Origin of the sequence: Flavobacterium sp. (assembly GCF_049240005.1) — a bacterium.
GTDB lineage: Bacteria > Bacteroidota > Bacteroidia > Flavobacteriales > Flavobacteriaceae > Flavobacterium.
Map to the genome: position 1 here is coordinate 1 of NZ_JBMLTK010000022.1, position 11,125 is coordinate 11,125.

Annotated in this window: 15 protein-coding genes; 4 read left to right on the plus strand and 11 right to left on the minus strand. The window is 41.8% G+C overall.

Translation table 11 applies throughout. The annotated features are described in order from the left end of the window. Window positions 1-225: NlpC/P60 family protein (locus ACOVQQ_RS01725; protein ID WP_421816665.1), on the plus strand; the 225-nt coding region annotated here is incomplete at its 5' end. On the opposite strand, the gene ACOVQQ_RS01730 is transcribed toward ACOVQQ_RS01725, so the two are convergent. From ACOVQQ_RS01730 to menD, 10 genes are all read right to left on the minus strand, one after another. After that, window positions 222-419 (minus strand): hypothetical protein, encoded by a 198-nt coding sequence (locus ACOVQQ_RS01730; protein WP_421816666.1) that lies wholly within the window; start codon window positions 417-419, stop codon window positions 222-224. The two genes, ACOVQQ_RS01725 and ACOVQQ_RS01730, sit on opposite strands and share 4 nt — an antisense overlap. A 91-nt stretch (window positions 420-510) precedes the next feature. Next, a complete protein-coding gene (mnmD, locus tag ACOVQQ_RS01735) occupies window positions 511-1,182 on the minus strand; it encodes a tRNA (5-methylaminomethyl-2-thiouridine)(34)-methyltransferase MnmD (RefSeq protein WP_421816667.1) in 672 nt (223 codons plus the stop codon). After that, the gene (locus tag ACOVQQ_RS01740; protein WP_421816668.1) at window positions 1,179-1,643 is read right to left on the minus strand and encodes a hypothetical protein; all 465 of its coding nucleotides are present in this window, start codon (window positions 1,641-1,643) and stop codon (window positions 1,179-1,181) included. Before ACOVQQ_RS01740 ends, mnmD begins: the two co-directional genes overlap by 4 nt. Further along, on the minus strand, window positions 1,643-2,287 hold the full coding sequence (locus ACOVQQ_RS01745; RefSeq protein WP_421816669.1) for a DUF4920 domain-containing protein: 645 nt from the start codon (window positions 2,285-2,287) through the stop codon (window positions 1,643-1,645). Before ACOVQQ_RS01745 ends, ACOVQQ_RS01740 begins: the two co-directional genes overlap by 1 nt. A gap of 76 nt (window positions 2,288-2,363) precedes the next feature. Next, on the minus strand, window positions 2,364-3,098 hold the full coding sequence (gene kdsB / locus ACOVQQ_RS01750) for a 3-deoxy-manno-octulosonate cytidylyltransferase (RefSeq protein WP_421816670.1): 735 nt from the start codon (window positions 3,096-3,098) through the stop codon (window positions 2,364-2,366). A gap of 2 nt (window positions 3,099-3,100) precedes the next feature. Continuing rightward, window positions 3,101-4,579, minus strand: coding sequence for a PH domain-containing protein (locus tag ACOVQQ_RS01755; RefSeq protein WP_421816671.1), 1,479 nt, complete (start codon window positions 4,577-4,579; stop codon window positions 3,101-3,103). A 3-nt stretch (window positions 4,580-4,582) separates the two neighbouring features. Then, on the minus strand, window positions 4,583-5,104 hold the full coding sequence (locus ACOVQQ_RS01760; protein ID WP_421816672.1) for a PH domain-containing protein: 522 nt from the start codon (window positions 5,102-5,104) through the stop codon (window positions 4,583-4,585). After that, window positions 5,092-5,937 carry a 1,4-dihydroxy-2-naphthoyl-CoA synthase gene (locus ACOVQQ_RS01765; protein ID WP_421816673.1) on the minus strand — a complete coding sequence of 282 codons (846 nt, stop codon included), beginning with the start codon at window positions 5,935-5,937 and terminating at the stop codon, window positions 5,092-5,094. The genes ACOVQQ_RS01760 and ACOVQQ_RS01765 overlap by 13 nt, the downstream gene beginning before the upstream one ends. Before the next feature lie 2 nt (window positions 5,938-5,939). Next, window positions 5,940-6,776, minus strand: coding sequence for a S1 RNA-binding domain-containing protein (locus ACOVQQ_RS01770; RefSeq protein ID WP_421816674.1), 837 nt, complete (start codon window positions 6,774-6,776; stop codon window positions 5,940-5,942). Continuing rightward, window positions 6,773-8,437 carry a 2-succinyl-5-enolpyruvyl-6-hydroxy-3-cyclohexene-1-carboxylic-acid synthase gene (menD, locus tag ACOVQQ_RS01775; protein WP_421816675.1) on the minus strand — a complete coding sequence of 555 codons (1,665 nt, stop codon included), beginning with the start codon at window positions 8,435-8,437 and terminating at the stop codon, window positions 6,773-6,775. Before menD ends, ACOVQQ_RS01770 begins: the two co-directional genes overlap by 4 nt. Before the next feature lie 74 nt (window positions 8,438-8,511). Between menD and ACOVQQ_RS01780 the strand changes: the two genes are divergently transcribed. Continuing rightward, window positions 8,512-9,009 carry a GNAT family N-acetyltransferase gene (locus tag ACOVQQ_RS01780; RefSeq protein WP_421816676.1) on the plus strand — a complete coding sequence of 166 codons (498 nt, stop codon included), beginning with the start codon at window positions 8,512-8,514 and terminating at the stop codon, window positions 9,007-9,009. On the opposite strand, the gene ACOVQQ_RS01785 is transcribed toward ACOVQQ_RS01780, so the two are convergent. Then, a complete protein-coding gene (locus tag ACOVQQ_RS01785; RefSeq protein ID WP_421816677.1) occupies window positions 8,995-9,588 on the minus strand; it encodes a glutathione peroxidase in 594 nt (197 codons plus the stop codon). The two genes, ACOVQQ_RS01780 and ACOVQQ_RS01785, sit on opposite strands and share 15 nt — an antisense overlap. Before the next feature lie 125 nt (window positions 9,589-9,713). On the opposite strand from ACOVQQ_RS01785, the gene ACOVQQ_RS01790 reads away from it, so the two are divergent. Together ACOVQQ_RS01790 and ACOVQQ_RS01795 are read left to right on the plus strand one after the other, a co-directional pair. Further along, entirely contained in the window at window positions 9,714-10,244 is a 531-nt protein-coding gene (locus ACOVQQ_RS01790; protein ID WP_298143757.1) for an RNA polymerase sigma factor, read from the plus strand. After that, entirely contained in the window at window positions 10,244-11,032 is a 789-nt protein-coding gene (locus ACOVQQ_RS01795) for an anti-sigma factor (RefSeq protein WP_421816678.1), read from the plus strand. Before ACOVQQ_RS01790 ends, ACOVQQ_RS01795 begins: the two co-directional genes overlap by 1 nt. Window positions 11,033-11,125: the final 93 nt, after the last annotated feature.

Below are 11,125 nucleotides of genomic sequence, written 5' to 3' on the forward strand. Positions count from 1 at the left end.
CAAGGCGAAGGTTTGAGTTTTATTGAAGAAAGCGAACCGGGCGATTTGGCATTTTTTGATAACGAGGAAGGAAAAATCATCCACGTGGGCATCATAATGAAAGATAATTACATCATTCATGCCTCAGGGAAAGTTCGTGTAGATCGCCTCGACCACCTCGGGATTTATAATGCAGAACTACGCAAGCACACGCACAAACTTCGCGTGATAAAAAAGATTTTTTAGGCCGGAAGCAAATTCGGGCAATCGCTCAATTCGGGTTTACCGTGAACAAACTGGGTAAGCCATTCCCTCAGTTGTTCTATTTCATAAGGAAGTAACACTTTAATTGCTTTTTCCAATTCTTTACGAAAAAGCTTCGGATCAAAACTAACTCGTTCCAAGATCGTCTTGGTGTACGCAACCATTGTTCCTCTCATCGTGTCTGTTTTTTACTCTGGTTTGTCAAAGATACAAAATGTACTAAATCGATTTCGTACGTCTTGTGTTAAACAATCTGTAAAACAATTGTTAAAGTTTAGAACGCTTATAAACAACAAACATTTCGCGTTTTCCGGGAGGTCCGGGTACTTTTTGTACTTGAAAACCGACGCTTTCTAGGTTTCGTTTGATTACGGAGCGTGCTGCATAGGTTACCAAAATTCCTTCAGAATCAAGAGCTTGGTACATTCTTGAAAATATATCTGCCGACCATAGATCGGGTTGCACGCGATAACCAAAAGCGTCAAAATAAATTAAATCGAACGCGCCTTTAAATTCAATTTGCTCGAAAAGTAACTTTCGTTTTGTTAATTTAAAATAAGATGAGATCGTTTTTGCCTGCTCCCACTCTGCTTCAAACAGTTTTTCAAAAATCGGCTTGGCTGCTGGTGTATCAAGTAATTCCGGATAATTCATGGCACGATGTTCGGCAGTTTCAATCGGATAGGCTTCAACTCCTGTATAATCAATTTCCAGTAGTTGTTCTTCTGCGTAAAGCGCCGTTAAAAGTGCGTTTAAACCGGTTCCGTAGCCAATTTCTAGGATCCGTGCCTTTTTTTGTGAAAGGCGCTCTAATCCGTTTTTTATAAATACATGTTGTGCTTCCTGAATAGCGCCGTGTTTGGAATGATAATGCTCATCGACTTCGGGTAAGCGGATCGTCGATGAGCCATCGCTGGTGGTTATGATTTCTCGAATCACTCTAATTTAAGTGTTTTGATCCGCGCAATCGGTCCGCCGCATTTTTTCTCATGACAGCTAATACAGGCATTGATTGCAGCTTGGTAGTGCGTTCGCGCATTTTTTGTATCGCTGTAAATTAGTTTTTGATGCTTTAAAAACTCTTTGGCTTTCGCCTGAAAAAATGCGTCGTTATCTGTCGAATCGGTCATTTTTGCCGAATAAATCTTGTCAAAAACCACTGGATAAGTGCCGATTTCACCACCGCTGGTAAAAGTTGCTTTTATCCGCATATTTTCAACGTACATCTGCTCCATTAAAGCAGCCATTTCCGACATTTCGTACATTTGAAACTTCGATTTTTTAGCTGTAGTCATTTTGCAATTGGCCGAATCCTTAACTTTCGCAGTTTGCGTGTCGACTTTCTTCTCGGAACAACCAAAGAAAATAAAGCTTGCCAAAAGAATGGAGAAAACGCGCATTATTCTTCGATTAGAACACCGTCGGCAGTAAACGCATAGGTGATTTTCGGTTCTGTAATTTTATCAATTTCAGCTTGCGATTTACCCGCATCCTTCTCATAGTGCTTTAACTCATCTACTGAAACTACATCGATAAACGCTTTTCCGCTAACAATTGCTGTTGAGCCATCAGCATTTAAAGGCACGAAAAATCCGTAATCTTTAAATCTAATAAACGATTCCCTGCCTGAGGCCAAATCCATTTTCATCCAGCAACCTTTCTTTTTGCAAACGGAACCAATTTTACTGCGAAACTTCACTTGAATCGTGTCGCCTTTCTTAAGTTTCGCGTACTTCTGCAACATTTGTTCTTTGGTAAGTACGTTTGTAGCAGCAACCGGAGCGCCAAACTTCGCATAAGAAACAGTTGGTGTTTTTGAAGTATTTTCCTTCACTTCTATTTTTTCGGTTTCTGCAGCTTCAGCGGCTTCTGGTGTCTCTGTTGCCTCCGTTGCTTCCGGCGTTTCCGGCGTTTCGGCTGACTGTGCAGTAGCGTCGGTTTGTACTACTTTTTCTTGATCAGCGGGAACAGCTTCACTTTCTTGTTCTTTTTTACAGCTGATTAGTGCTGCACTTAGCGTAACGAAAAGGAGAATTTTTTTCATGGAATTATTTTAGAATCGTTTTCAAATTTAAGGGTTTTCCTTAGATATATTTTGTTGTCGAAAAGTAGCAGGTTTTTTAGTGGCTTTTCAAATAAGTGCGCGCCAACTCTAAGTCGGCTGCCGTGTCAATGCCAATCGATTGCTGCTCGGTTTCCACCATTTTAATTCGAAAACCGTTTTCGAGGTAACGCAATTGTTCTAATTTCTCGCTATTTTCTAAAATACCAGCGGGCAATGCTGCAAAAGACAATAAAGCGTTTTTTCTGAAACCATAAACACCAATGTGCTTGAAATAGATAGTTTTTTCGCCACCTTCGCGCAAGTACGGAATCGGTAAACGCGAGAAATATAAGGCATGCTGTTTTGAATCGACAACGACTTTTACGTGATTCGGATTTTCGATTGATTCCTGTTCTGTCAAGCGAGTCATTACCGAAGCAACATCGACCGTTCTATTCCTATCGTTTTCAAAAACCGACACAAGTTGTTTCAGCAGCGTGGCATCCACAAAAGGTTCGTCACCTTGGATATTGATTACCACATCGCAGTCTAAAATCTCGACGGCTTCAGCAATGCGATCGCTACCCGATTCGTGCGCCTTCAGACTCATAAAAACACTCCCACCTGCGGCTTTAATAGCATCGGCAATTTCTTCAGAATCGGTTGCAACCAAAACTCTATCGAATAAGCCCGTTGCTTTTACAGCGCGATACGTGCGAACGATAACGGCTTCGCCACCTAAATCCTGTAATAACTTCCGCGGAAGTCGTGTCGATTCTAAACGTGCCGGTATAACTGCTATACATTTCATAGTTAATTCCATTTTGGATTCGAAGATTCTATACTAAACAACCACTGATTTACGAACTTCGATATTTCTGATTTATTTCCCAACTTAAAGGCAAAACTACCTCCTGCGGTTTCAATCGTTAAGCTAGCCAAATCTAAGTTTTTATGCCACGCCAGTTGCACCAAGTTAACCGATTGCATTTTGTGAATTGGCAGTACTGTTACCGTTTTGTCCCATAAACCTGCGTGCAAATACAAATATCCATCGGCAACTTCCAAGCGATAATTTTTTAGAGCCGCAAAATTCCAAGCGAGAACTACAGTCACCAAAATCGAAACTCCGATTACACGATTTATGGTATCAATTTCAGGAATAAAAACCAGAGCCAAAATCGGCACAATCAAAATGAGAAAAGATGAAAAAACCGCTTTGCGCCAGTTAGATCGTAAAACCGTGTGTGCTTTTGGTAGATCGCCTAAGATAAACTTACGAATAGATTGTACTTCTTCGCTACCAATTCCTGGAAAATCCAAAGCTGATTTTACGGCACCATTCTTTCCGAGCAATCCGCCTGCTTGTGTGAACCTAATGACGGCAATGCCTAACTTTCTTTGTAGGAAATTTTGTTCGATGGTAAGCTGTTGCACTTTATTCGGACGAATGTTTGTATTTCTTGTACTTAGCAAACCGTATGTAAATTCCAAACCTGTTTCTTGCTGTTTTATCTGTAGTCCGAAGTAACGAACAAAAACCCGTATAAAATTGATAATCAGTAATAAAATTAAAGCAACTACAAGTAATACTCCAAGTAAAATTCCGTAGTTGAAAGTCTTTGAAAGTGCATCTACCTCCTCCTCGCTTATCGCTTCAATATTTGCTTGCTCTATCGTTTCGTAAATCGAAAAGAAGAACGCCATAATCAGCGCTAGTGTTTTAAAATAATTCGATGTTAGCGATGCTTTCACTAAGGAACTGACACTAACTTTTACGATTGCTAGCTGTTGTTCTGCTTCCGAAGTCGAAGTTTCAGCCACAGCCTTCGCACTTGCGTATTGGGTAAGTGTCTCTTTAAGTTCTTCTGCAACTTCTTTAGAAACAGCTTTGATTTTCACCTCAGCATCGGCACTCCCTGCTGTATCGATAATTACTTCATAAACAGACGTTAACTTATGAATAAACGACTGGTTTAAGCTTACTTGTTGAATATTCTCGAACTGAATTACCGTACGTGTTTTATTGATGATTCCGTCTTTCACCAATAAATTTCGCTCTTGTATGTTTAATTCGAACGTAAAAAACCAATATTTCAGCGCTGCAAACACCAAAAATGCCACCGCAAGTCCGAGAATAGCGAGCAAAATATACAGCGGTTGTTCACGCATTCTTAAAAATACCACCAAAAGCAGTGTGGCAAAGTGCCTGATGTTGTTAGTTAGCGAAAACACAAAAAGCACTAAAATGCCTGCAATGGATTGTCGTTGAGGTGTTTCGAAGTCTGCCATATACTACTGACCTTGAATTTTACTCGCTAAAAGATCTTTGATTCGAAGGGCAATATCTTTAGGAAGTCCGTCGATGCTTAAATCGTTCGACTCGTCTCCAGCTGTATACAATTGAATGCCCGCGAGTTTAAACATGCGCGGAAACAAGGCTTCGTGCAAGGCAATGTGCTGCACGCGATTAAAAGGAATTATCGTTGTTTTGATCGATAGAAATCCGGATCGATATACAATATCATGTTCGCGAATGGCGTAACCTCGACGTTTAAATCCGATGATAACTCCCGCGAATACAAAGAGCATGTATAGCAACAAAATGGGTAATCCGATGGGAAGTAATAGAGGCGCATCTTCTACTAAAAAGATAGCTGCTACAAAAGCCGCAGCGGGAATAAATGTCGCAATGGCCGCGTAGATCAGCATTACTTTCAAATAATCGGGATGCAAAACCTGCAATTCCACCGCTTCAAAATCGGGCAGTTCGTTGGTGAGCAGTTGCTTGTTGGAAAAGTCGTCTATGGAATCCATTTGTTTTTTCCGAAATTAGGTTTACGCTTTTCTAGGAATGCATTTCTGCCTTCCACGGCTTCTTCGGTCATGTACGCCAAGCGAGTAGCTTCGCCAGCAAAAACCTGTTGACCCACCATGCCGTCGTCGGTTAAATTCATTGCGAACTTGAGCATTTTTATGGATGTTGGCGATTTTTCGAGAATTTCCTGCGCCCATTCGTAAGCCGTTGCTTCCAACTCGCCGTGTGGAATAACCGCATTCACCATTCCCATTTCGTAAGCTTCCTGCGCTGAGTAATTTCTACCTAAGAAGAAAATCTCTCTCGCTTTCTTCTGTCCAACCAATTTCGCTAAATACGCCGAGCCGTAGCCGCCATCGAAACTCGTTACATCGGCATCGGTTTGTTTAAAAATAGCGTGTTCTTTGCTTGCTAAGGTCAAATCGCAAACCACATGTAAACTGTGTCCGCCGCCTACCGCCCAACCCGGAACCACAGCAATTACTACTTTGGGCATAAAGCGAATTAAACGTTGAACTTCCAAGATATTGAGTCTGTGCATACCGTCTTCGCCAACGTAGCCTTGATGTCCGCGGGCCTTCTGATCGCCTCCGCTGCAAAACGAATATACGCCGTCTTTTGGTGAAGGTCCTTCTGCGCTAAGCAAAACCACGCCGATTGATGTATCTTCTTGCGCATCGTAAAACGCCCGGTACAATTCAGCGGTAGTTTTCGGACGAAAGGCATTGCGCACTTCCGGACGATTAAAAGCAATACGCGCTACTCCATTGCTTTTGTGGTACGTTACATCGGTGTAGTCGCCTACTTTTATCCAATTAGGTTCTGATTTCATCTTTATTGATTGAGTTTTAATCCTTCTTCTGTAATGCTAATTAGTTGCTGTTTGTATAATTGACCCACAGCCTGCTTGAACGTTTTTTTACTCATGTTTAAAACCGACTTTACATCTTCCGGATGACTTTTATCGGTTAAGCCTAAAAAACCTTTGTTTGCTTTAATTTCGCTGAGCAACTTACCAGCTTCGGTTGATATTTTCGCATATCCAATGGGTTTTAAGGCTAAATCTATTTTTCCGTCTTCTCGAATTTGACGTACGTAACCTGTTAATTTATCGCCCGGACGAACGCGCAAACTCGCTGCTTCGTCGGTGTACACTAATCCGCGAAAGCGTTTGTTGACAATCATATTCACACCTAAATCGGTACGGTGACTTATCACTAAATCGACTTGATCGCCCGATTGCAAACCTTCAGGAATCTCTTGCAAAAGCTTGTTGATTTTACTGGTGGCGACCAATCTATTGGTTTTTTCATCCTTAAAGCAATACACTAGGTAACGCTTGTCAACTTCCATTCTTTTAGCTTGTTCGGCGAACGGAGCAAACAAATCTTTTTCCAGTCCCCAATCGAGAAAGGCACCAAACTGATTGATGTAATTTACTTTCAAATACGCATAATCATGGAGCGTGATGTACGGATTTAAAGTTGTTGCTACCGGACGTTCTTCGTGATCCAGGTAAATGAAAACCGAAATCTCATCGTCGATTTGCATTTGATCGGTAACGTATTTGTTGGGCAATAATACTTCGTTGTCTTCGGCGTCGCCCAAAAAAAGGCCAACTGCTGTTTTTCGAAGAATTCGCAAACGGGTAAAAACTCCGATTTCCATCATAATTGGTCTATTTTTAAAGCTGTAAAATATTGATCTAGTATCAAATCGTTTGTTCTAGTTGGTGTAAAGATTTCCAAAATACGGCGATCGCTTGCTGCAAAAAACGCTTTTAAAGCATCCGACAACTGGGCCGACGATGCAGCCGTTTGGTAAGTGAAATTATACATTTTTGCCAAATGTTCGGCGGTATAACAATGTGCTGTTTCAAAAAAAGTATGAAACGTCTCGTTTTCCTGGTGTCCGGGCAAAATTCTAAAAATGCCTCCTCCCCCATTGTTTATCAAAATAATTTTGAAATTTTGTGGTATGTACTGATTCCACAAACCGTTGCTGTCGTAAAAGAAACTGATATCGCCGGTAACTAAAATCGTAGGTTTTGCACTAACTACCGAAAATCCCACTGCCGTAGAAGTAGAACCATCGATACCCGACGTACCTCGGTTGCAATAAACCGCCAGTTTTTCCGGCAGTGCAAACAACTGCATGTAGCGTATCGATGCGCTGTTCGAAACATGTAAAGCAATATCAGCAGGCACAGCTTCGCAAATCAATTTGAAAACAGAAAAATCCGAAAACGCGGCAACTGCTTCGAATTCAGCTTGTTTTTCCAACTTACGGCGGTACCGCTGCAACTGCTTTTGTTTGTATGTGGAAGTAACATGCTGTGTGCGAACTACAAATTGCTGCTGAAAACTAGCTAGGCTCATTTTCAGGTGTTGCACGTCTAAACCAAAAGTATTGTAAGCCAAATGCGCATCGACATGAAAATGCGGTAAATCTGTGTACGAACGCAATAGTGTTTTTATGCGTTTACTGACAACCATTCCGCCTAAGCTTAACAACACATCTGAGCGCAGCGATTCGGTAAACAACGTATTGCTTTCAGAAATAAACGAATCGATTTGATTGATAAATTCCGAATGACGCACATTGCTGTTTGCTTCCGTGAAAACAAGCACACTCGGATCGGACGCCAAAGCGCGGATAAACGCGGTTGTGAATTGTTCTGGCAATCCGGAGCCAATCAAGACTAATTTGCGTTCGGCGGCATTCCATAAATTGAAAAATGCGTCGAGTAGTGGCTGCTTTTCTGCAGAAGGAACGATACGCGTGCTTGAAATGCGATAATCGAAATCAGACAAGGTTCGGTATAGCGGCTCTTCGAATGGCGCATTTATGTGAATGGGCAATTGCTCGGAAATAGCTTTGTGTATGGCTTTTCCCAGTTTGCGATCCGATTTTTTCGTGGGAAATTCAGGTAAATCTAAACTTTTACATACATGATTTTTAAGCACGTGCTTCTGACGGATCGTTTGGCCATCGCCGATATCAATTTTATGCGGCGGCCGGTCGGCAGAGATAACAACCAACGGAATGCGACTATAAAACGCTTCTGCCACAGCGGGATAAAAATTTAAAACAGCCGAACCCGACGTGCAAATAACGGCAACCGGTTTTTGTAGTTCCAAAGCCATGCCCATGGCAACGAAAGCGGCACTGCGCTCATCGGCAACGCTGTAACAGCTAAATTGTGGATGCGAAGCAAAACCAATAGTTAATGGAGCATTGCGCGAACCGGGCGAAATGACCACAGTAGTAATGTTGTACAGCAACAAATGTTGGATGATGGATTGCGCAAGTGTATTTTCTGGTACGATCATGTGTAGATTCCTGTTTCAAAGGTACGGCGTAGCGAATAAAAGTTCCTAATTTTGACGATAATTCCCGATTCAACATGCAAATCAGACCTGTTCGTACTTCCGATGTTCCCGAAGTAGTTGCCATTGTTAACTACGAAATTGAAAACAGCACCTCGATTTACGAAGAGCAAACGCGTAGCGTGGAAGCACAACAGGAACTCATTGCATCGATAACCGACGCAGGTTTTCCGTTTCTGGTTGCGGAAATCGACAATCGCGTTGCCGGCTTTGCTTGCTACGGAACGTTCCGCAAAAAATACGGGTACCGCAACACCGTAGAACATTCTGTTTACGTCTCGAACGATTTTCGTGGGAAACAAGTGGGTTCTTCCCTACTGCAAGCACTAATCGATTATGCAAAAAAACAACAACTGCATGTACTGGTGGCTTGTATCGACACACAAAACCCAAAAAGCATTGCCTTTCACGAAAAGTTTGGTTTTAAACAAACCGCAATTTTACCGAGAATAGCCGAAAAAAAAGGCAAAATCCTCGATCTTGCCATTTTACAATTGGATTTACGCCTTGATTAAATCGACGATTCGCGCATCGAGCGGACTAACAGATGAGGAGAAATCGGTTACTAAATTTCCTTTTTCGTCGATAAAGAATTTGTGGAAATTCCACATTACTGTAGAATCCTTAACGCCGTTTTTCTCTTTGGAAGTAAGCCACTGATATAAAGGCGATTGCCCAGTACCTTTTGTTACCATTTTTTCCATAATCGGAAAATCAATACCGTACTTCACCGAACAAAACGATTTGATTTCGCTGGCAGAACCCGGCTCTTGTCCGCCGAAATCGTTGCTCGGAACCGCAATAACCACGAACGAATCGCCGCCGTATTGCTTGTACAATTTTTCAAGCTCGGCGTATTGCGGCGTAAATCCGCATTCCGAAGCTGTGTTTACTAAAAGTACTTTCTTTCCTTTGAGTTGGGAGAAATCGAACGAATTCCCATTAATGTCTTTTACTTTAATATCGTAGAAATTCATAGAAGCTGTAGTTTTTTCTTTAGTTGGAGATAAAGGCACATTACTCACTTTTTGTTGTGCCGAATTGTTGCAAGAAAACAAGAGTGCCGCCGCGCAGCATATAAATAGATTTTTCATGTGTAATTTTATTTCAAAAGTACTATTTGCATTCTAAACATATGATAATATTTTTATAAAGTAGACTTTCGGGTACCTACGCTTCCCAAAAAAATAAATTATATTTACGGTATAACAAAAAATGCATGGAACAAGAAGTACTCATTCCCTTACTCCTTAAAAAGGATGAAAAAGCCTACACGATGTTGTATGATATGTACGCGAAGAATCTGTATGGCGTGATTTACAATTTGATGCGCGACAAGGAAGAAGCAGAAGACGTGCTTCAAGAAGTATTTGTGAAGATTTGGAAAAACATTGATTCGTACAATACTTCCAAGGGGCGTTTTTTCACTTGGATTGTGAATATTGCACGCAATGCAAGTATCGATCGTTTGCGTTCAAAAGGATTTAACAACGCGCAAAAAAACCTATCTGCGGATAATTTCGTACATCTACTTGATGACAGCAATAAAGCAAACTTCAAAATCGATTCAATTGGAATTCAAGAATTCATTAAAAAATTGAAACCCAAGTGTATCAAAATTATCGATTTGTTATTCTTTAAAGGTTACACGCAACAAGAAGCTTCTGAAGAATTGGAAATCCCGCTGGGGACGGTTAAAACCCAAAACAGAAATTGTATAGCAGACCTTAGAAATTTATTGCAAGTCTAATGGAAGTAAATGAATTTATCACCTCGGGAATCCTTGAACTGTACGTTTACGGAGTAGCTACTGAAGCCGAAGTTGCCGAAGTAGAGCGCATGGCGGCCGAGCACCAAATAGTTCGCGACGAAATTAAATCGATTGAAACAGCGGTTGTTAGTTTGTCGTACACGATGGCGCCTTACTTGTCGGGCGAGAATTACCAACGCATTGCCAAAGCTATTTTTGGCAATGAGATTCAGGCACCAAAACCGGTAAAAGTTATCGGATTGGCCACGTATATTGGTTACGCTGCCTCGGTATTGTTCTTGTTGGGTTGCGGTTATTTGTTCTTTGAGAATCAGAACAAAGATGCTGCACTGAGCACGGTTAACGAAGAAAAAGTGGCACTCACGAAGAAAATTGATACCTTAAATCAGGTTAATGAGAGTCGTTTAGCATTGGTTAACGTTTTGAGAAGCAAGGAAAACACGGTAATCGATTTGGCGGGACAGGCTATTGCACCGGAATCGTCGGCACGTATTTACTGGAATAAGGCGTCGCAGGAAGTGTACGTAGATATTGCGTCGTTGCCGGAGCCGCCGGAAGGAAAAGTGTACCAAATCTGGTCGTTAAAGCTGGTTCCGCAACTTACGCCAACATCTATTGGTACGATTGCAAACTACGATTCGTCGGCCGAGAAAATCTTCAAAGTTGAGCCTACGGGCGATGCTGAGGCGTTCGGAATTACGCTCGAACCCGAAGGAGGAAGCGCTACACCAACGATGGAGCAGTTGTACGCACTCGGAAAAGTTTAAAAATTTTTATTGCTGATTTGGGCGCAACCCCACCCCCTAAACCCGGCCGGGGTCAGGCTTTCCATTTCAACCCACTCACAGGGCGGTTTTCGC